This window comes from Pandoraea sp. NE5 (assembly GCF_024363545.1).
Classification (GTDB): domain Bacteria; phylum Pseudomonadota; class Gammaproteobacteria; order Burkholderiales; family Burkholderiaceae; genus Pandoraea; species Pandoraea cepalis.
Genome location: NZ_AP025517.1, coordinates 1,185,285 through 1,204,699 on the forward strand (window position 1 = coordinate 1,185,285; position 19,415 = coordinate 1,204,699).

General features: G+C 63.7%; 20 protein-coding genes and 1 riboswitch. Of the genes, 3 read left to right on the plus strand and 17 right to left on the minus strand.

Annotated elements, in window-relative coordinates:
• The first annotated feature begins 90 nt into the window (after positions 1-90).
• Entirely contained in the window at positions 91-729 is a 639-nt protein-coding gene (gene ureG / locus PanNE5_RS05555) for an urease accessory protein UreG (RefSeq protein WP_017234017.1), read from the plus strand.
• Between the two features lie 32 nt (positions 730-761).
• On the opposite strand, the gene PanNE5_RS05560 is transcribed toward ureG, so the two are convergent.
• The 14 genes from PanNE5_RS05560 to PanNE5_RS05625 all read right to left on the minus strand — a co-directional run bounded on the left by PanNE5_RS05560 (position 762) and on the right by PanNE5_RS05625 (position 13,846).
• Positions 762-1,064, minus strand: a complete 303-nt coding sequence (locus PanNE5_RS05560) for a type II toxin-antitoxin system RelE/ParE family toxin (RefSeq protein WP_261939380.1) — start codon at positions 1,062-1,064, stop codon at positions 762-764.
• Positions 1,061-1,489 (minus strand): hypothetical protein, encoded by a 429-nt coding sequence (locus PanNE5_RS05565; protein WP_261939381.1) that lies wholly within the window; start codon positions 1,487-1,489, stop codon positions 1,061-1,063. The genes PanNE5_RS05560 and PanNE5_RS05565 overlap by 4 nt, the downstream gene beginning before the upstream one ends.
• Before the next feature lie 146 nt (positions 1,490-1,635).
• Positions 1,636-2,601 (minus strand): TraB/GumN family protein, encoded by a 966-nt coding sequence (locus PanNE5_RS05570; RefSeq protein ID WP_150562112.1) that lies wholly within the window; start codon positions 2,599-2,601, stop codon positions 1,636-1,638.
• Between the two features lie 32 nt (positions 2,602-2,633).
• Entirely contained in the window at positions 2,634-3,680 is a 1,047-nt protein-coding gene (locus PanNE5_RS05575; protein WP_261939382.1) for a dipeptide ABC transporter ATP-binding protein, read from the minus strand.
• Entirely contained in the window at positions 3,677-4,681 is a 1,005-nt protein-coding gene (locus PanNE5_RS05580) for an ABC transporter ATP-binding protein (RefSeq protein ID WP_261939383.1), read from the minus strand. Before PanNE5_RS05580 ends, PanNE5_RS05575 begins: the two co-directional genes overlap by 4 nt.
• Complete coding sequence (locus PanNE5_RS05585) at positions 4,678-5,598, minus strand: ABC transporter permease subunit (RefSeq protein WP_017234012.1); 921 nt, start codon at positions 5,596-5,598, stop codon at positions 4,678-4,680. Before PanNE5_RS05585 ends, PanNE5_RS05580 begins: the two co-directional genes overlap by 4 nt.
• A gap of 12 nt (positions 5,599-5,610) precedes the next feature.
• Positions 5,611-6,615, minus strand: a complete 1,005-nt coding sequence (locus PanNE5_RS05590; RefSeq protein ID WP_017234011.1) for an ABC transporter permease subunit — start codon at positions 6,613-6,615, stop codon at positions 5,611-5,613.
• A 229-nt stretch (positions 6,616-6,844) separates the two neighbouring features.
• Complete coding sequence (locus tag PanNE5_RS05595; protein WP_017234010.1) at positions 6,845-8,485, minus strand: ABC transporter substrate-binding protein; 1,641 nt, start codon at positions 8,483-8,485, stop codon at positions 6,845-6,847.
• 204 nt (positions 8,486-8,689) lie between these two features.
• The gene (metF, locus tag PanNE5_RS05600; protein WP_017234009.1) at positions 8,690-9,520 is read right to left on the minus strand and encodes a methylenetetrahydrofolate reductase [NAD(P)H]; all 831 of its coding nucleotides are present in this window, start codon (positions 9,518-9,520) and stop codon (positions 8,690-8,692) included.
• A gap of 26 nt (positions 9,521-9,546) precedes the next feature.
• Positions 9,547-10,386, minus strand: a complete 840-nt coding sequence (locus PanNE5_RS05605; protein ID WP_261939384.1) for a TlyA family RNA methyltransferase — start codon at positions 10,384-10,386, stop codon at positions 9,547-9,549.
• A gap of 47 nt (positions 10,387-10,433) precedes the next feature.
• The gene (locus PanNE5_RS05610) at positions 10,434-10,793 is read right to left on the minus strand and encodes a phage holin family protein (protein WP_017234007.1); all 360 of its coding nucleotides are present in this window, start codon (positions 10,791-10,793) and stop codon (positions 10,434-10,436) included.
• A gap of 173 nt (positions 10,794-10,966) precedes the next feature.
• Positions 10,967-12,382: an adenosylhomocysteinase gene (gene ahcY / locus PanNE5_RS05615; RefSeq protein ID WP_017234006.1), complete on the minus strand. Its 1,416-nt coding sequence runs from the start codon at positions 12,380-12,382 to the stop codon at positions 10,967-10,969.
• A 32-nt stretch (positions 12,383-12,414) separates the two neighbouring features.
• Positions 12,415-12,540: riboswitch (S-adenosyl-L-homocysteine riboswitch) on the minus strand.
• A gap of 108 nt (positions 12,541-12,648) precedes the next feature.
• Positions 12,649-13,332, minus strand: a complete 684-nt coding sequence (locus PanNE5_RS05620) for an LrgB family protein (RefSeq protein WP_261939385.1) — start codon at positions 13,330-13,332, stop codon at positions 12,649-12,651.
• Positions 13,333-13,402: 70 nt separating this feature from the next.
• Complete coding sequence (locus PanNE5_RS05625; RefSeq protein ID WP_017234004.1) at positions 13,403-13,846, minus strand: CidA/LrgA family protein; 444 nt, start codon at positions 13,844-13,846, stop codon at positions 13,403-13,405.
• Between the two features lie 196 nt (positions 13,847-14,042).
• Between PanNE5_RS05625 and PanNE5_RS05630 the strand changes: the two genes are divergently transcribed.
• Complete coding sequence (locus PanNE5_RS05630) at positions 14,043-14,987, plus strand: LysR family transcriptional regulator (protein WP_017234003.1); 945 nt, start codon at positions 14,043-14,045, stop codon at positions 14,985-14,987.
• A gap of 93 nt (positions 14,988-15,080) precedes the next feature.
• Entirely contained in the window at positions 15,081-15,854 is a 774-nt protein-coding gene (locus PanNE5_RS05635; protein ID WP_039830358.1) for an exodeoxyribonuclease III, read from the plus strand.
• 88 nt (positions 15,855-15,942) lie between these two features.
• On the opposite strand, the gene PanNE5_RS05640 is transcribed toward PanNE5_RS05635, so the two are convergent.
• The 3 genes from PanNE5_RS05640 to PanNE5_RS05650 form a co-directional block, all read right to left on the minus strand.
• Entirely contained in the window at positions 15,943-17,238 is a 1,296-nt protein-coding gene (locus PanNE5_RS05640; protein ID WP_017234001.1) for an AmpG family muropeptide MFS transporter, read from the minus strand.
• A 106-nt stretch (positions 17,239-17,344) separates the two neighbouring features.
• Positions 17,345-18,007 carry a methionine biosynthesis protein MetW gene (metW, locus tag PanNE5_RS05645; RefSeq protein WP_017234000.1) on the minus strand — a complete coding sequence of 221 codons (663 nt, stop codon included), beginning with the start codon at positions 18,005-18,007 and terminating at the stop codon, positions 17,345-17,347.
• Positions 18,004-19,185 carry a homoserine O-acetyltransferase gene (locus PanNE5_RS05650; protein WP_017233999.1) on the minus strand — a complete coding sequence of 394 codons (1,182 nt, stop codon included), beginning with the start codon at positions 19,183-19,185 and terminating at the stop codon, positions 18,004-18,006. The genes metW and PanNE5_RS05650 overlap by 4 nt, the downstream gene beginning before the upstream one ends.
• Positions 19,186-19,415 lie beyond the last annotated feature (230 nt).

Sequence of the window (19,415 nt, forward strand, 5' to 3'; positions counted from 1 at the left end):
GACGCGATACGTCGCGTCCACGATTTTCGTCATTTCGCTATTTCGCTATTTCGTCACCTCTCCTCTTTTCCGCCACCCACGACATTCGCCATGACGACTTCTGCCAACGCCCGTCGTACCAAGAAGAATCCGCCGCTGCGTGTCGGCATCGGAGGCCCGGTCGGCTCCGGCAAGACCACCCTGACCGAGATGCTCTGCAAAGCCATGCGCGAGCGCTACGATCTCGTCGTCATCACCAACGACATCTATACGAAGGAAGACCAGCGCCTGCTCACGGTTGCCGGTGCGCTGGCGCCCGAGCGCATCCTTGGCGTCGAGACCGGCGGTTGCCCGCACACGGCCATCCGGGAGGATGCATCGATCAACCTAGAGGCCGTCGAGCGCATGCTCGAACGCTTTCCTGACGCCGACGTGGTGTTCATCGAATCAGGCGGCGACAACCTCGCGGCCACATTCAGTCCCGAACTCTCGGATCTCACGATCTACGTGATCGATGTGGCCGGTGGCGAGAAGATCCCCCGCAAGGGCGGCCCCGGCATCACCAAGTCCGATCTCCTCGTCATCAACAAGACCGATCTCGCGCCGTACGTCGGCGCATCGCTGGACATCATGCGTTCGGATACGCAAAAGATGCGCGGCATGCGTCCGTTCGTCATGGGGAACATGAGGGAAGGCAAAGGCCTTCAGGAGATCATCCGTTTTATCGAGGCACGGGGGATGCTGGCTTGATGTCATGCACGAAGCCGCCGGCCGGGGACACGTCAGTCGTGGAATGGGTAGTCCTTGGGCGGCCAGGGACGACTGACGTTGTGTAATGACAGGATGGTGACCGCGTTCTCCTTTAATCGATAGATGAGTTTGTAGCGTTTATGGGGCACCAACACCCGGGTGTTCCCCGCCCTGTGCGGACGCCCAATCGCGGGAAAACACCGCAGATGCCTAAGCGCGCGCTCCACGGACACATTCAGGTTCAAGGCTGCGCTGGGGCTGGTATTCGACAACTGGTTCCAGAGGATGACGCGTTCGCGCAGGGCATATTCCGACCAACGAATCGTCACACTCACAGCGTATCCAACAGCCTCCGGCGATATTCGGCGAACTGGGCGCTGACCACCTCATCGGGTACCGTGCGCCCGGCGTCGGCGTCCCGCAGCCCCAGTAGGATGCCCACAAACTCGTCGACGTGGATCTCGCTGGGGTCATGCGGGAACTCGAAATACGCTTCATTGAGGTCGACGGAGCATCCAGTCTTTACGACTTCGCTGGGCAGCTTGCGGCCGGCGGCCACGTCGGCAAGTCCGCGGATCGTTGCTTCGTAGAGGATCTGCGCCTCGTCTTCAACGCTGAGCGCGTAATGCTCTATGCGCTCAACGGGCTCAACCGGCTCGGACGGATCGGACGGATCGGACGGCTCAAAAGGCGTGGAAGGAATGGCATGCGCCGGCGCTTGGCGCACGGCAAGATCGGCGCTTTGATCGACAATTGGCATCGTGGCTCCTGACAAGGATTTGGGCGGGGGGCCACTCACACGAGTGTGACCAAATTAATCGTCAGGGATGGGGGAGTCAATCGGGTGGGCTTGTTTCTCGGGCGATTCCTAGCCGGATCGCCCGCCTGTCTCAGGTCCGTTTCAGACTACCGCTGCGCCACGGAAAATCCATGCTCCCGCAGCAGTTGCAGCACCCCATGCGGGCCGCCGAGATGGAGCGTGCCGATGGCGACGAAGACCGGCTTGCCCGGGTCCGCCAGAAACAGCATGCGCGCCAGAAAACGCCGATTGCGCGAGTACAGAATGCGCTCGTCGATGGCGTCGGCCAGTGCCACGTTGCGCCGCACTTGCGCCGCCTTGCCCTGAGACCAGTCGAACACCAGCTCGGCATCCCCGGCCCGCCACAGACGGTGCAACTCCTCGACCTGCGCCGTGGCGGTCTTGGGTGTGAGCACCAGCTCCTGCGCCAGCAGTTCGTTTTGCTGAGCCGACGTCAGTCCGGTGAAGGCATCCATCTGCTCCGCCAGCGATTCGAGACCGACGATGCGCCCGCGATAGATGTTCTCCAACTGGTTCTCGGTGCCGTACTCCGTTTGCAGATCGGCCCCCATCGAATCCAGCGTCTCGACGAGCAGCGCCGCCAGCCACGGACGCATGTGACGAATCTCGGCCAGCATCGCCGGATTGCCCTTGAGACGCGCGCGCAGCTTACGCCACAGCGCCCCCGGGATAAGCCTCGGCAGACAGGCGCGTGAGCACATGCCGTACTTCTGCACGTCGTCCTGGGACATCGTCAGGTCGTCGGGCGACAACTCGAATGCCACCACCGACGACACGCGCAGCGCATCGACCACGACTTTGCGAAACGGGTAGTCGTCCGGCTTGCCGACGTGCAGGGTGCCCATCACGTAGATGGTCATGTCGCCCTTGCGGGCTTCGTAAAACGGGAGATTGGCGCCGGGCGGCGATTCGCCCGGCTCGGGCACGACCAGCGGCAACGTTCGCGGCGCCACGGCTTGCGGCGTTACGATCGACGCCGCGTCCAGCGTGATGGCGAACGTCATCAGCAGGCAACCGAGCAGCCAGCCGGCCAATGCAGCGCCCCGACTCACATGCGTCGCGCGTGGTGGTCCACCCAATCTCGTCATCCCTCAATGTCTTCAACCCGATGGCACGCCACCAGACGCCCGTCGAGCTTGCGCAGTTGCGGCACTTCTTCGCGGCAACGGTCTATCGCGTACGGACAGCGCGGTGCAAACGCACACCCCGGCGGTGGCCGCAGCGGCGAGGGCAACTCGCCGGTCAGCGCCATCTTCACGCGCCGCTCGGCGGCCTTGATCGCCGGCGTCGCCGACATCAGCGCCTTGGTGTACGGATGCAGCGGCTTGCCGAACACGGCGGCCTTGGGGCCGTGTTCGGCCGCGCGGCCGAGATACATCACCATGACGTCGTCGGCCACATGCTCGACCACGGCGAGATTATGCGACACGAATACGTAACTCGTCGCGTATCGGTCCTGCAAATCCATGAAAAGATTCAGGATCTGTGCCTGAATTGAGACATCCAGGGCCGAAACCGGCTCGTCCGCGACCACGATGGCCGGCGACAGGATCATCGCCCGGGCAATCGCCACCCGCTGCCGCTGCCCGCCAGAGAACATGTGCGGATAGCGCGCCACATGTTCCGGACGCAGCCCCACCGTGCGCATCATCGCCGCGATCGTCTCGCCGCGTTCGGCACGGCTCGCCGAGGTGTTGATGGACAGCGGCTCGTCGAGCGCCTGCCCCACCGTCTTGCGAGGGTTGAGCGACGCATACGGGTTCTGGAACACCATCTGGATCCGCGTGCGCAGCGGCGCCAGCGCCCCCGCCGACGCCGCCGTGGTCTCGGTCGCGTCGACCACGAGTCTGCCGGACGTCGGTGCTTCGATCAACGTCAGCACCCGCGCCAGCGTCGATTTGCCGCACCCCGACTCACCGACCACGGCCAGCGTACGACCGGCGGCCAGCGAGAACGACACGCCGTTGAGTGCCTTGACCGTGGCCTGTGGGCGCATGAAGCCACGATTGACGGCGTAGAAGCGCGTCAAATCGTGCGCGGCGAGCACCACGCGGCTGCCGCCGCGGTCAGCTTCATGTGCGTCCGGGGCCTGCGGCACTCCCGGAGGTGTCGCGAAAACAGTTTCACTCATTGCGCACCTCCTGTCGTGCGTTCTTCCGCCAACGCATGCGGCAGCGGCTTGAAGCATCGCACCTGGGGCGAGCCCGAAGCGTTCGGCCCGACGTAGGGCTGCAACGCCGGGGGCACCGTGCGGCAATGGTCGTCGGCATACGGACAACGCGGCGAAAGCAGACAGCCCGTCGGCCGATCGTCGCGCCCCGGCACCATGCCCGGCAACGTACGCAGTCGCCGCACGCCCCGGTTGTGCTCGGGAATCGCTGCGAGCAACGCCTCCGTGTAGGGATGATGCGGGGCATCGAACAGCGCCGGCACCTGCTGGTTTTCGATCACCTGCCCCGCATACATGACGGCCACCCGGTGCGCGACTTCGGCCACGACGGCGAGATCATGGGAGATCAGCACGAGCGCCATGCCGTGATCCTTCTGCAATTGCAGCAGCAAGGCCATGATCTGCGCCTGGATGGTGACGTCGAGCGCGGTGGTCGGCTCGTCGGCAATGAGCAGCTTCGGGCGACAGGCAATCGCCATCGCAATCATCACCCGCTGGTTCATTCCGCCGGAGAGCTGATGCGGATACGCGCCGACCCGGTTCGCGGCATCGGGAATTTCGACCTGCTCCAGCAACTCGACGACGCGATTGTGCAACGCACGTCCGCGCAGCCCCATGTGGCGGCGCAACACCTCGGCGATCTGATAGCCAACGGTGTAGCTCGGATTCAGGCTGGAAAGCGCGTCCTGAAAGATCATCGACACGTCGCGGCCGACGATGCCGCGCCGCTCGCGCGACGACGCGCGCAGCAGATCGCGTCCGTCGAAGCGTACTTCATCGGCACGTACGCGGCCTGGCGCGTCGACCAGCCCCATGAGCGCGAGCATCGTCACACTCTTGCCCGAACCGGATTCGCCGACCACGCCAAGAATCTCACCCTGGCCGACATCGAGGTCAATGCCCTCGACCGCGCGTGCGCCGTCGAAGTCGACCGAAAGATTTCGAATGGAGAGCAGGCTCATGCGATTCGCTTCAATTTGGGGTCAAGTGCGTCGCGCAGGCCGTCGCCGACCAGGTTGATGGCGAGCACCGAGATGACGATCGCAAGTCCCGGCAGCGTCACAATCCACCAGGCACTTTCCATGTAGTCGCGTGCGGAGGCAAGCATCGAGCCCCACTCGGCGAGCGGCGGTTGCACGCCCAGGCCAAGAAAGCCGAGCGCCGCCGCATCGAGAATGGCCACCGAGAAACTCAGCGTGGCCTGCACGATGAGCGGCGCCGCGCAGTTCGGCAACACCGTCGAGAACATCAGTCGCAGCGTGCCCGCCCCGGCCATGCGCGAGGCAATGACATATTCGCGCTGCAACTCGCCAATCGCCGCTGCGCGCGTCAAACGCACATACGCCGGCAACGTCACGATCGCGATGGCGATGGTCGTGTTGGCGAGGCCCGGGCCGATCACGGCGACCACGGCCACGGCCAGCAACAGCGACGGCAACGCCATCATCATGTCCATCAACCGCATGATCGGCGTGTCGAGCCAGCGTGGGAAGAATGCCGCCAGCAGCCCCAGCAGAATGCCCGGAATCAGCGAGAGCACCACCGACGACAGACCGATCCAGAACGACAGGCGTGCGCCATAGATCAGACGCGAAAGAATGTCGCGGCCGGCCTCGTCGGTCCCGAGCAGGAACTGAAGCTTGCCGCCGTCGAACCAGGCGGGCGGAATCTTCACGAAGTCGCGATATTGCTCGATGGGGCTGTGCGGCGCGATCCATGGCGCGAAGATCGCCGCCACGAACATCGACAACAGCACGATGGCCGCGGCCGTTGCACCACGGTTCGCGGTGAAGCTGCGCAGGAACTCCCGGAACAACCGCGCACGAGGTGTGGCCGTCACGGCGGCGGGGGGCGGCAGCGTAGCCGGTGTATCGCTCATGATTGACGTCCCTCAGTGCCGGATGCGCGGGTTGACGACGCCATAGAGCACGTCGACCAGCAGGTTGACCAGGATCACGCCCGTTGCGATGAGCAAAATGCCGCCCTGCACCACCGGATAGTCGCGTCGCAGAATGGCATCGATCAGCCATTTGCCGATGCCGGGCCACGAGAACACGTTCTCGGTCAGCACCGCACCGGCGAGCAGCGCGCCGACTTGCAGACCAATCACGGTGATGACCGGAATCAGCGCATTGCGCAACGCATGCACGACGATCACGCGCCACGGGGAGAGTCCCTTCGCACGCGCCGTACGGATGTAGTCCTCGCGAAGCACTTCGAGCATGGCCGAGCGCGTCATGCGGGCAATCACCGCGAGCGGCACGGTGCCGAGCACAATGGTGGGCAGAATCAGATGACTCACCGCGGAACTGAACGCCCCTTCGTCGCCCGAGAGCAATGTGTCGATGAGCATGAAGCCGGTGACGTGCGGCACATCGTACTCCACGCCAATGCGGCCGGAGACGGGCGTCCATTGCAGGTAGACGGAGAAGAACATGATGAGCAGCAGGCCCCACCAGAAAATCGGCATGGAGTAGCCCGTGAGGGCCGCGCCCATCGTGGTGTGGTCGAGCATTTTGCCGCGCCGCAGCGACGCCGCCACGCCGGCGGGCAAGCCGACTGCGAGCGCGAAGATCATTGCGCACAGGGCAAGTTCGAGCGTCGCGGGAAAGCGGGCGAAGAACTCGTGAAGCACCCCCTCGTTGGTGACGATGGAGCGCCCGAGGTCGCCTTGCGCCGCGTGCTTCAGATAGACGAAATATTGCGTGGTGAGCGGCTGATCGAGACCCAGGCGCTTCATCGCCTCGGCGTGCATGACCGGGTCGAGATTTCGCTCGCCCACGAGCACTTCGATCGGATCGCCGGGAATCAGGTGAATGAGCGCGAACGCCAGGACGGTGATGCCGATGAACGTCGGGATCACCATGCCCAGTCGTCTCATGACGAATCTCAGCATAGGAGGTTTCCGTGGGGGCTTCGCGCACCGCCCATCCCCTGTGCGGGGACGGATGGCGCTATGCCGCGTGAATCAATCATGGACGATCCTTTGTCCTGTTGCGGCAGGCGGACTCGGGCGCGGCGGCCGAGTCTGCCTGCGTGATACCGGGATGACGACGGACGGCGACAGATAGCGACCGACACCCGGCGTCAGCCGGATGCGGTCATCAACGCGCCCGCCGGGTGCCTTACTCCAGCGATACGCCAATGAAGCTGTTGCGGCCGAACGGGCTCAGCTTGAAGCCCTTCACGTTCGTGGCCATCGGCTTGTACTGCGTGGAGTGCGCGATGGGCGAGAACGGCAGTTGTTGCGCGAAGATCTCCTGTGCCTGCGTGTAGAGCTTCGTGCGCAAGGCGACGTCCGTGGTCTGGCGTGCTTGCTTGATGAGATCGTCGAACGGCTTGTAGCACCACTTCGAGAAGTTGTTGCCGTTGACCGAATCGCAGCCGAGCAACACGCCGAGCCAATTGTCCGGGTCGCCGTTGTCGCCGGTCCAGCCAATGAGCAACGCGTCGTGCTCACCCGCCTTGGCGCGCTTGATGTACTCACCCCACTCGTACGTGACGATATTGGCCTTCACGCCGATCTTTGCCCAGTCGGCCTGAATCATCTCGGCCATGAGCTTGCCGTTCGGGTTATACGGACGTTGCACCGGCATGGCCCACAGCGTGATTTCCATGTTCTTCACGCCCGCCTTCTCAAGCAGCGCACGGGCTTTCTCCGGGTCGTAGCCAGCCGACTTGATGTTCTTGTCGTAGGACCACTGCGTCGGCGGCATCGGTGCGCCGTTCGACAACTGTCCGGCCGAGCCATAGACGGACTGGAGAATCGCCTTCTTGTTGATCGCCATGTCGAGTGCCTGGCGCACTTCCACACGATCGAGCGGCTTCTTCTGCACGTTGTACGCCACGTAGCCGAGGTTGAAGCCGACCTGGTCCGGCATCTTGAGCTTCGACGCCTTGCCCTGCGCCGCGATCTCGGCCTTGATCGCATCGACATCGGCCGGGCGCGGGTAGGTCGTGATCTGGCATTCGTTGCGCTTGAGCTTCTGAATGCGAACGTTGGCGTCGGTCGTGATCGCGAAGATCAGCTTGCTGACCTTCGGCGGCAGACTCGTGTTCCAGTATTCCTTGTTGCCATCGAAGCGCAGCGTGGCATCTTTCGTATAGCTGCGGAAGATGAACGGCCCGGTACCGACCGGCTTGAGCGCGATATCGCGAGCGTTGTTCGCCGCGAGCAGCTTGTCGGCGTACTCCTTCGAGAGGATCGATGCGAACGGCATCGCCAGGTTCTGAAGGAACGGGGCGTCGACCTTCTTCAGCACGAAGCGAACGGTGTACGGATCAACGACCTCGATGTGGTCGATATCAGCCTGCAGACCCATGTCGACGAAATACGGAAACTCCGTCGGATAGGCCTTGCGGAAGGGCATGTCGCGATCGCCCATGCGATCGAAGGTGAACTTCACATCCTCGGCATTGAAATCGCGCGTGGGTTTGAAGTACTCCGTGGTGTGGAACTTGACGCCCTTGCGCAGATGGAATGTGTAGATCTTGTTGTCCGGCGAGATGTCCCACGACTCCGCGAGTGAGGGCATCACGCCCGTCTCGCCCGGCTTGAACGCGATCAGGCGATTGTAGATGGCGTCGGCAGGATCGAAATCGGTGCCGGTAGTGAGCTGGCCCGGATCGAAGCCGACCGGGCTGCCCTCGGAGCAGTACACGAGGGTCTTGTTCGGGATTTCGACAGCTGCGGCGGGCCGGATCACGGCCACACCGGCAAGCAACGTCGCAGCCAAAAGCAAACGCAGGGTGTGAGTCTGTTTCATAGGCTCCTCGGGATCGGGTGTGATGCCCGGCAACGGTCTGTCGCCGAGCCTACCGGGGATATTACTGAAGCTTCCCCCGTGCCACAACACGCCAAATCCCTAGCAAACCGCCTATTTGTGGTGTTTTTGATTAGGAAATCACTGAATTGTGATTAGAATTGACTTCCCATCCGCCCACCGTTCGGCCAACGATTTCGCGACGCGTTACAGACCGAGTCGCTGCCACATCGCCTTGGTGGCCGACGCCGCGTTGAGGGTATAGAAGTGCAATCCGGGCACGCCCTGCGCGAGCAGCCGTTCGCATAGCGCCGTCACCACATCGAGCCCGAAGGCGCGGATCGAGTCGCGATCGTCGCCAAAGCCTTCGAGACGCTTGGCAATCCATCGCGGCACTTCAGCACCGCACATCTCCGAGAAGCGCATCATTTGCGAATAGTTCGTGATCGGCATGATCCCCGGCACGATCGGCACGTCGACACCGAGACGCGATGCATCGTCGACGAAACGGAAATAGGCATCCGCATTGAAGAAGTATTGCGTGATGGCCGCATTCGCCCCCGCCTTCACCTTGTGGGCGAAATGCTCGAGGTCCAGGCGCGGCGACTTCGCCTGCGGATGGTACTCCGGGTAGGCCGCCACCTCGATGTGGAACCATTCGCCGGTTTCGGCACGAATGAACTCGACCAGCTCCGACGCGTAACGAAACTCGCCGATCTCCCCCATTCCCGACGGCAGATCGCCGCGCAGCGCCACGATGTGGCGGATGCCGTGTTGGCGATACGTCTGCAGAATCTCGCGGATGTTGTCCTTGGTCGAACCGACGCAAGAAAGGTGGGGGGCCGCCTCCACGCCTTCGCGTTGGATTTCGACAACCGTATCGAGCGTACCCTGCTGCGTGGAGCCGCCGGCACCGAACGTCACCGAGACAAACTTGGGGCCGAGCGGGAAGAGTTGCTGGCGCGTGGCGCGCAGCTTCTCCGCGCCCTCCGCCGTCTTGGGCGGGAAGAATTCGAAACTGAAGGAAGGTTGCGTCATGATCGTTCTATTATCGAGAGAGTCGTTCATGCCGCGCGCGTCGCGTGCACGAAGAACTCCCGGTTGCCGTCACCGCCAGCGATAGGACTGTCGAGCCATGCGGCTACCGTCAGTCCCAACGTCTCACAGGCGGCGCGGATTTTTGTCTCCACTTGCGCATACTGCGCGGCATCTCGCACCAGGCCGCCGCGGCCAATGTGCTCACGCCCCACTTCGAACTGCGGTTTGACCAGCATCAGCAAATCGCCGGTCGCGCCCAGCAGCGGCGCCACGGCCGGCAACACCAGTGTGAGCGAAATGAACGACACATCCCCGACGATCAGGTCAAAGCCTGCCTCGGGAACAGCCGCCATCGTCGACGCCGGTTCGCCCTGTGCGCCGCCCTCCGCCGCCTGCTGTGCCAGACGCGCATCGAGCGTCTCACGCGACAGATGCCGCGCGTTGATCCCTTCGAGCGACACGAGCCGCGGCTCGCGCGCCAGTCGTCGATGCAGTTGCCCGTGACCGACGTCGACCCCGACCACCCGCGCCGCCCCCGCCTGCAAGAGGCAGTCGGCAAAACCGCCGGTCGACAACCCGACGTCGAGCGCGACGCGGCCGGTGACGTCGAGCCGCGTTTGCGCCAGCGCGCCCGCCAGCTTCAACCCGCCTCGCGACACGTAGCGGTCCTCGCCGGGCAGGCCGTCGGCGGCGGCACGTACTTCCAGATCTTCGTCGCTCGCCACAACCTCGCTGGCTTTCTTCACGGCCGTTTCGGTGCCCGCGTAATAAACACGTGCGGCATCGATCAGACGTTGCGCGGCGGTGCGCGATGCGGCCAAGCCTCGGGCGACGAGGGCTTGATCGGCACGAAGGGCTTGCGACATGACAGCGAATTTCCTGCAATACAAGGTCGACGACGACGCGTCGACCGTTACACGTTGGTAGCGCGGTCGCCGCCGAACACCAGCGCCGACAGAATCCACGAGATCAGGCTATACAGCAGCGAGCCGAAGAGCGCCGCCCAGAAGCCCGAGACTTCAAAGCCCTTGACGACATGCGCCGCCAGCCAGAACAACAGCGCATTGATCACGAAGATGAACAACCCGAGCGTGAGCACCGTGACCGGCAACGTCAGCACGACGAGCAACGGCCGGAGAAACGCGTTGATCAGGCCGAGCACGATCGCAACGACCAGGGCCGTCCCGATGCCCTTGAGCTGAATGCCCGACACAACGTGCGGCAAAACGAGAAGTGCAATGGCATTGATGAGCCAAATCAGCAGCAGACGCATGGCAAGCTCCGAAGGACAGGCCGGTGCGGGAGGTCGCTCCCGGCACCGGCAGTGACAAAAACCAACGCGGCGCACGATGTCGCCGCGCGAAACCGTTGCCCGTCACCCGTGCCTTGCAGCGCACCGGCGACGGTCGGTAAGACACGTTATTGATCGGTAGCGATCGCGACCGATCAATAACGGTAATGCGCCGGCTTGAACGGACCGTTCTTGTCGACGCTGATGTAGTTCGCCTGATCGTCGGTGAGCACCGTCAGTTCGGCGCCGATACGTCCCAGGTGCAGGCGCGCGACCTTCTCGTCCAAATGCTTCGGCAGCACGTACACGCTGTTCTTGTACTTGTCGCCATGCACGAACAATTCGATCTGCGCGAGCGTCTGATTGGTGAACGAGTTGCTCATCACGAACGACGGGTGGCCCGTGGCGCAGCCCAGGTTCACGAGGCGGCCTTCCGCCAGCAGGATGATGCGCTTGCCGTCCGGGAAGATGATGTGATCGACCTGCGGCTTGATGTTTTCCCACTCGTACTTGCGGGTCGACGCCACATTGATTTCCGAATCGAAGTGACCGATGTTGCACACGATGGCCTGGTGCTTCATGGCCGCCATGTGGTCGTGATCGATCACGTGGAAGTTGCCCGTGGCCGTCACGAAGATGTCGGCCTTGTCGGCGGCGTATTCCATCGTCACCACGCGGTAGCCTTCCATCGCGGCCTGCAGCGCGCAGATCGGATCGATTTCCGTGACCCACACCGTGGCGCCCAGACCGCGCAGGCTTTGCGCGCAGCCCTTGCCCACGTCACCGTAGCCCGCCACGAGGGCGATCTTGCCGGCGATCATCACGTCGGTCGCGCGCTTGATACCGTCGACCAGCGACTCGCGGCAGCCGTACAGGTTGTCGAACTTCGACTTGGTGACCGAGTCGTTCACGTTGATGGCCGGGAACGGCAGCGTGCCGTCCTTTTCCATCTGATACAGACGGTGCACGCCCGTGGTGGTTTCTTCGGTCACGCCCTGGATCTGGGCCAGGCGCTTGCTGTACCACTGCGGATCGATGGCGATGTGGCGCTTGATCGACGCATACAGCGCGACTTCTTCCTCGTTGGTCGGGTTGCCGACAACCGACAGATCCTTCTCGGCCTTGCTGCCCAGAATCAGCAGCAGCGTGGCGTCGCCGCCGTCGTCGAGAATCATGTTGGCGAACTCGCCGTTCGGCCATTCGAAGATGCGGTGGCTGTATTCCCAGTATTCGTCGAGCGACTCACCCTTGAAGGCGAACACGGGGATCCCGGCAGCGGCGATGGCCGCCGCGGCGTGATCCTGCGTCGAGAAGATGTTGCACGAGGCCCAGCGCACTTCGGCGCCGAGGGCGATAAGCGTCTCGATGAGCACGCCCGTCTGGATGGTCATGTGCAGCGAGCCGGCGATGCGCGCGCCCTTGAGCGGCTGGCTGGCCTTGAATTCGGCACGCGTGGCCACCAGACCCGGCATCTCGCTCTCGGCGATGGTCAGCTCTTTGCGGCCCCAATCGGCCAATTTGATATCGGCAACATGGAAATCGGAGAATTTTGAATCGACTACGGCGTTCATCACGCCTCCTTTCTCTAAAAGACTAGATAGTTGGGACGTGAGCGCCGTTCTTGGGGCCCACACGCCATGCGCTCCGGAGGTAACCGGCGGCCGGCGGGGCCAATAGGAAGGATCTTGAGCCTGGCAGCACGGTGGCTGTCGCAACGCTCCTCAAGACCCCGGCATTGTAGCAAAACTGATGCGCGCCGTCGGGGCAAGGGCAACGCCCGAAGGGATATTTTTCGAGGGGGAGGCGCGAGCGGCACGGCGCCCGTGCCGACCGGTCGTCAGATGGGCAGATGGGCGAGCAACGGCGCGGCAAAGACCATCACGATGCCGTTGATCATCATGACGAGACTGGCCACGACACCCTCTTCGCTGCCGATCTGGCGCGCCTTGGCGGTGCCGAAGCCGTGGGCCCCCGCGCCGAACGGCGCGCCGCGCGCCATACGGGTGCGCAGCGGCAACCACGACAGCAGCGCCTCGCCGAGCAACATGCCGATAAACCCGGTGATGATGACGAAAAGCCCCACCAGATCGCGCGAGCCGCCGACCTTGTCGGAGACCGCAAGGGCAAACGGTGTCGATATCGACCGGGCGAGCAGGCTGCGCGCCATTTCGGGGGGCAGCTCGAACAGGCGGGCAAGCACGAAGGAGCTTCCCACGGCCACGACCATCGCGACGAGCACGCCGACGATCAGTGCAAAGGCATGCCGGCGAATGATGTCGCGATGCTCATAGATCGGCACGGCAAACGCGATCGTCGTCGGGCCAAGCAGCCACACGAGCCAGCGCGAGTCTGAGATGTACGTCGTGTACGAAATGTCGCCGCCGACCATCACGGCGATGAGCAGGACCGGCGCGAGAATGGCCGGGCCGAGCCACACCTTGCCGAAACGCGCATAGAGACGCTTCGACACGTAATAGAAGACGACCGTGAGAGCGAGCAGCAGGAGCGCCGTATGATTCATGGCAAGACCCGGCAAGCGCCAGCAGGATTGGGCGCCGCTGCGACAGCGGCGACTTGGCACACGTCACGCATCAGCGGGCGTCGTGCGCGTGCGCACGGCGAACGAGGGCGCGCTTGAGATGACGCTCGGCGCGGCAGGCCAGATCGACCGCCAACGCCGTCGAGACCATCACGAGCACCGTGCCGACGCCGATCACGGCGAGCAATTGCAGGCCCTCTTGGCGCAGCAGATCGGTGTATTGCATGACGGCCGCGACCATCGGCACGAAGAAGAGAATCATTTCCGCCAGAAACCAGTCGGCACCGCGCTTGATCTTCTCCGTCTTCAGCACACCGCTCATGAGCAGTGCCACCACGGCGAGCAGCCCCAGTACGCCACCCGGCAGCGGGAGATGAAAATGCCGCGATGCAGCATCCGCCACCAGATAGATACCGGTGAGCAGCGCGATCTGCCAAACCACGTCAACCACGCCCTTGCTACGGCGATACATACGGCTGGCAATCATCTTGGTCATGGCGGGCTCCCGGGTGTGGCATCAATATGAGACGGAGTATAGGAAGCACCGCAACATAAATATAATGAATTAGAATTATCAAATCGATTCCAAATTGGAATAATTTAAGTATTAACCCTAATGGTGCGTGAGAAAGCCATACAGGACGGGGCTTTCCCGCCGATCGCACCAAAGCGGTGCAAACGAGAGATCCAAAATGGAACTGCGCGCGTTGCGAGGATTTGTGGAAGTGGTGCGACAGCAGAGCTTCACGGCGGCGGCCGAGGCGCTGTTTGTCACGCAACCGACCGTGAGCAAGATGGTCAAGGCGTTGGAAGACGAGTTGGGTACGCCGCTGATGTTGCGCGAGGAGCGCGGCATGGGGCGCAGGCTCCAATTGACCGATGCGGGACGCGTCGTCTTCGAGCGCGGGCAGGATGTGCTCGCCGCTTACGCGCGCCTGCAGCAGGAGGTGGCCGATCTCGAGACGGTCGCGCGCGGCGAATTGTCGATCGGGATTCCGCCGCTCGGCGGCGACTTGTTCATCCCGGTGATCGGCGCGTTTCATCAGCACTACCCGGATATCGAGATGAAGCTCTTCGAAACCGGCTCGCGTGCCATCGAACAGGCGTTGCTGGCCGGCGACATCGAATTGGGCGCCGTGCTGCTGCCGGTCGATCCCACGATTCTCGACGTGCTGCCCGTGTGCCATTACCCGTTGCGGTTGATTGCACCGCGCGATTCACGCTGGGAAGGCCGCGCCTCCATCGGTCTGGGCGAGTTGCGCGACGAACCGTTTGTCTTTTACGGCGAGGGATTTGCCTTGTCCGAACTGGTCATCACCGCATGTCGTCGCGCGGGCTTCACGCCCAAGATTGCGGGACGCTCCAGCCAGTGGGACTTCATTGCGTCGATGGTGGACAACGGCGTCGGCATCGCCTTGCTGCCCGAGCCCTTCTGCGCGCGGCTCGACCCGAAACGCTTCGTGATCGCGAACGTGCGCGACCCCGAGATTCCGTGGGATCTGGCGATGGCGTGGCGGCGCGACTCGTATCTGTCGCACGCGGCGCGACGCTGGCTCGCGCTCGCGCGCGACCTGCTCGGCCCGGGCGGCGACGGCGAGGCCAAGGCGGCCATCGCCGGCGGCGCCCGGCGGACGTGACATCTGGCCGTCGACCGGCGACCGGCTGGCGATTGCGGTATCCTTGCCGCTGACATTTTCCCCTTGCCGCGTCAGCGCGGCGCATCGACACTCATGCGCATCATTACCGCGAATCTGAACGGCGTGCGATCGGCCGCCAAGAAGGGCTTTTTCGAGTGGTTCGGCAATCAGGACGCCGACATCCTGTGCGTGCAGGAAATCAAGGCGCAGTTGCCGGACATGACAGCGGACTTCCTCACGCCCCACGACTACCAGGGCCACTTCCATTACGCGCAGAAGAAGGGCTACAGCGGCGCGGGCGTCTACGTGCGACGCGAGCCGGACGACGTCGTCGTCGGCTGGGGCAATGCGGAGTTCGATGCCGAGGGCCGCTATGTCGAAGTGCGTTACGGCAACCTGTCGGTCATTTCGGTGTACATCCCGTCGGGCTCGAGTGGTGAGGAACGACAAACCGCCAAGTTCCGCTTCATGGCCGACTTCATGCCGCATCTGCTCGCGCTCAAGGCGGCGGGACGCGAGGTCGTCCTGTGCGGCGACGTGAACATCGCGCACAAGGAAATCGACATCAAGAACTGGAAGGGCAACCTGAAGAACTCAGGCTTCCTGCCAGAAGAGCGCGCCTGGCTCACCCAGTTGTTCGACGACCACGGCTATGTCGACGTCTTCCGCACGCTCGACCCGCGCGCCGATCAATACACGTGGTGGAGCAATCGCGGACAAGCCTATGCGAAGAACGTCGGCTGGCGCATCGACTACCAGATCGCCACGCCCGGCATCGCCGGCAAAGCCAAGACGACCTCCGTGTTTCGCGACATCAAGTTCAGCGACCACGCGCCGCTTACGGTCGACTACGATCACGCGCTGTAATCCAGACGCCCAAGGGGCCGGCACGCTCGTGCCGCGCCCGAGCCATAGCATCACAGCGAAGGCGACGAACGGTGCCGGCCCCTTCGCGTCAGCGCGACCCGCTTGCCGCGGGCACGCCATCGCCGTCGTCATCGTCGGCTCCCCAGGGGGCGACCTTCGGCAAGAGCAGCATGCCCGGCACGGCCAGCACCGTGCAGATGAGGAAGAACGTCACCCAGCCCACGCCGTCGACGATATACCCGGTGCCCGCGTTCGCGAACGTGCGTGGCACCGACGCCAGACTCGTGAACAGCGCGAACTGCGTCGCCGTGTAACGCGGGTCGGTGGTACGGGCAATGTAGGCGGTAAACGCCGCCGTGCCCAACCCGGCCGTGAACGCTTCGAAGGCGATCACCGCGCCCAGCCCCGTGACGACCGGCCCTGCCTTCGCCAGCCACGCGAAGCCCAGCACCGACACCAGTTGCAGCACGCCGAACACCCATAGCCCACGGTTGATGCCAAGTTTGATCAGCCAAACCCCGCCGATGATGCCCCCCGCCACGCTCGCCCACAGGCTCGTCGCCTTGGCGACCACGCCGATCTGCGTCTTCGTGAATCCCAGATCCAGGTAGAACGACGTGGCCAGCGACGTCGCCATCGAATCGCCCAACTTGTAGAGAAAGATAAACGCGAGCACCAACAGCGCCTTTGCCCAGCCGCCGCGCGTGACGAACTCGTGGAACGGCTCGACCACCGCCTCGCGCAGCGTCTTCGGCGGCGTACCGCGAATCGCCGGCTCCTTGACGACGAGCGTCATCACGATGCCCGGCAGCATGAACGCCGCCGTCGCGAAGAACACCTGCGACCACGGCAGATGATCGGCCATGATGAGAGCCAGGGACCCCGGCACGAGTCCCGCCACCTTGTAGGCATTCACGTGCATCGCCGTGCCGAGCCCCTGCTCGCGGTCGGACAGCAACTCACGCCGATAGGCATCCAGAGAAATGTCCAGACTGGCGCTGAAGAACGCCAGCGCGGCCGCGAGCGCGGCAATCGTCATCAGGTCGCGCTGCGGCGAATACGTTCCCATGAGCGCCACCACACCGGCCACCAGCAGTTGCGTGACGAACATCCAGCCGCGTCGCCGTCCCGGCTTCCATCCGAACACGTTGGGCGCGAAGCGATCCATGAGCGGCGCCCACAGGAACTTCCACGTGTACGGAAACTGGATGAGGGCGAACAGGCCGATGGCCTTGAGGTCCACGTGCTCGCTGCGCAGCCACGCCTGCACCAGGTTGAGCAGGATGAACAGCGGCAAGCCGGAGGTGAAACCGAGAATCACGCAGATGAGCATCCGCGTGGGGTGGAAGACGCGCCCGTCGTCGGGCGGCAGCGAATCGGTCATGGAAAGGACAGTTGGGGCCAGCCGCCCGCGGTGCACGGCACCCGGCCCCCTTTGCCTTCACCCGCCAGGGGCCCGGCGCTTCGCTGCCCCGTTAGCTGCCGTCGGTTCAGGAACGCTTGACGCGATAGACCGCAAGACTACCACGCCAGTTCGCGCCCACGGACACGAGTCGCCCGTTATGCAGCACGGCCCGATCGAGAATCTGCACACCGACGTCCGGGGCCAACGCCTCGAAGTCCTTGATGGTCAGCACGCGCACGTTCGGCGTGTTATGCCACTGGAACGGCAGGCTCTTCGACACCGGCATGCGTCCCTGCAACACCGACAGCCGGTGCGGCCAATAACCAAAATTCGGGAACGACACGATCGCTTCGCGGCCGACCCGCACGGTCTCGCGCAGAATGTCCGCCGTGCGGTGAAGCGTCTGCAAGGTCTGCGACAGAATGACCGTATCGAAGCTCTGATCCTCAAAGAGCTTCAGCCCGTCTTCCATGTTTTGCTGGATGACGTTGATGCCGCGCTGCGCCGAGGCCAGCACGCCAGCGTCGTCGATCTCTACGCCGTAACCGCTCACGTCGAGTTCGTCGATCAGCAAACGCAGCAGCGAGCCGTCGCTGCACCCGAGGTCGAGCACCTGCGACGACGGTTCGATCCATCGCGCGATCACCCGGAAATCGGGCCGCTCGGCCAGCGACGCCGCAATACGGCCCCGCGACGCCGCGAGCGCCGCCGCCTGGGCGCTGTTCACCGGTACCGTGGACTGACTCATACCCCGACCTCCTGGGCGATACGTTCGTAGTAGGCGCGCACCAGGTTGTGATAGCGCGCATCGGTGAGCAGGAAGGCGTCGTGCCCGTGCGGCGCGTCGATCTCGGCGTAGCTCACGGTACGGCGCGTGTCGAGCAGCGCCTTGACGATCTCGCGCGAGCGCGCGGGCGCGAAACGCCAATCGGTCGCGAACGACACAATCAGGTACTTGGCCGTGGTGTGCGACAACGCCTTCGCCAGATCGCCGCCCACGGTGCGGGCCGGGTCGAAATAATCGAGCGCGCGCGTGATCAGCAGATAGGTGTTGGCGTCGAAGTACTCGGCGAATTTGTCGCCCTGATAGCGCAGGTACGACTCCACCTCAAACTCCACGTCGAAGCTGAAGCGATAGCCTTCGTCCTGCGCGTTGCCGTCGCCCTTTACGCCGTCGGCCATCACCTCGGCACGGCGCAGCGCGCGGCCGAACTTGGTCGCCATGTCCTCGTCGGACAGATAGGTGATGTGGCCGATCATGCGCGCCACGCGCAGCCCGCGACGCGGCACCACGCCATGCGCGTAATAGTTGCCGCCGTAGAAGTCCGGATCGGAAAGGATGGCCGAGCGCGCCACTTCGTTGAAGGCGATGTTCTGCGCCGAGAGCTTCGGCGTGGAGGCGATCACCAGACAATGCCCAATGCGCTCCGGATACATGATGCTCCACGCCAACGCCTGCATGCCGCCGAGACTGCCGCCCATCACCGCCGCGAACTTGTGGATGCCGAACGCATCGGCCACGCGCGCCTGCGCATTGACCCAGTCTTCGACGGTCACGACGGGGAAGCGGGCGCCGTACGGTGTGCCCGTGGCTGGGTCGAGACTCATCGGCCCGGTCGAGCCGAAGCACGAACCGAGGTTGTTCACGCCGATGACGAAGAAGCGATTCGTGTCGAGCGGCTTGCCGGGCCCGACCATGTTGTCCCACCAGCCGATGTCCTTGGGATTGTCAGCGGCGATACCGGCCACGTGATGCGACGCATTGAGCGCGTGACACACCAGCACCGCATTGCTGCGATCGGCGTTCAATTCACCGTAGGTCTCGACCATCAGGTCGTAGCCGGCGAGCATGCTGCCGTTCTGCAGTGCCAGCGGCTCAGCGAAGTGCATCCGCTGCGGTGTGACGATTCCGATTGAAGATTCCATAACTCCCTTTCCGAAACATGCCGGGGCCAGCGCCCCAGTCGACAAGGGTCGACGGACGGCGTCCTGAAGCGTTCTGTGCGGGAAAAGGGGTCGACGGAAAAACGGCGGCGTGCGCGCACGACCTCTTTAGCCGCATTTTTAATGAATGCCCTCTGCCGGGAAGCCCCCCAGAGTCATTCGCGCGCCCGCAAGCGAGTCACCAAATCGGCGCGCCAATCATCGCGTCAAAG

Coding starts and splice junctions, on each gene's coding strand:
- PanNE5_RS05640 (WP_017234001.1), bottom strand. CDS start 17,238: ATGACCGATTCGCTGCCGCCCGACGACGGGCGCGTCTTCCACCCCACG.
- PanNE5_RS05605 (WP_261939384.1), bottom strand. CDS start 10,386: ATGTCGCAAGCCCTTCGTGCCGATCAAGCCCTCGTCGCCCGAGGCTTG.
- PanNE5_RS05625 (WP_017234004.1), bottom strand. CDS start 13,846: ATGACCAAGATGATTGCCAGCCGTATGTATCGCCGTAGCAAGGGCGTG.
- PanNE5_RS05585 (WP_017234012.1), bottom strand. CDS start 5,598: ATGAGCGATACACCGGCTACGCTGCCGCCCCCCGCCGCCGTGACGGCC.
- PanNE5_RS05650 (WP_017233999.1), bottom strand. CDS start 19,185: ATGGAATCTTCAATCGGAATCGTCACACCGCAGCGGATGCACTTCGCT.
- PanNE5_RS05620 (WP_261939385.1), bottom strand. CDS start 13,332: ATGAATCATACGGCGCTCCTGCTGCTCGCTCTCACGGTCGTCTTCTAT.
- PanNE5_RS05580 (WP_261939383.1), bottom strand. CDS start 4,681: ATGAGCCTGCTCTCCATTCGAAATCTTTCGGTCGACTTCGACGGCGCA.
- ureG (WP_017234017.1), top strand. CDS start 91: ATGACGACTTCTGCCAACGCCCGTCGTACCAAGAAGAATCCGCCGCTG.
- PanNE5_RS05565 (WP_261939381.1), bottom strand. CDS start 1,489: ATGCCAATTGTCGATCAAAGCGCCGATCTTGCCGTGCGCCAAGCGCCG.
- ahcY (WP_017234006.1), bottom strand. CDS start 12,382: ATGAACGCCGTAGTCGATTCAAAATTCTCCGATTTCCATGTTGCCGAT.
- PanNE5_RS05610 (WP_017234007.1), bottom strand. CDS start 10,793: ATGCGTCTGCTGCTGATTTGGCTCATCAATGCCATTGCACTTCTCGTT.
- metF (WP_017234009.1), bottom strand. CDS start 9,520: ATGACGCAACCTTCCTTCAGTTTCGAATTCTTCCCGCCCAAGACGGCG.
- PanNE5_RS05590 (WP_017234011.1), bottom strand. CDS start 6,615: ATGCTGAGATTCGTCATGAGACGACTGGGCATGGTGATCCCGACGTTC.
- PanNE5_RS05575 (WP_261939382.1), bottom strand. CDS start 3,680: ATGAGTGAAACTGTTTTCGCGACACCTCCGGGAGTGCCGCAGGCCCCG.
- metW (WP_017234000.1), bottom strand. CDS start 18,007: ATGAGTCAGTCCACGGTACCGGTGAACAGCGCCCAGGCGGCGGCGCTC.
- PanNE5_RS05635 (WP_039830358.1), top strand. CDS start 15,081: ATGCGCATCATTACCGCGAATCTGAACGGCGTGCGATCGGCCGCCAAG.
- PanNE5_RS05630 (WP_017234003.1), top strand. CDS start 14,043: ATGGAACTGCGCGCGTTGCGAGGATTTGTGGAAGTGGTGCGACAGCAG.
- PanNE5_RS05595 (WP_017234010.1), bottom strand. CDS start 8,485: ATGAAACAGACTCACACCCTGCGTTTGCTTTTGGCTGCGACGTTGCTT.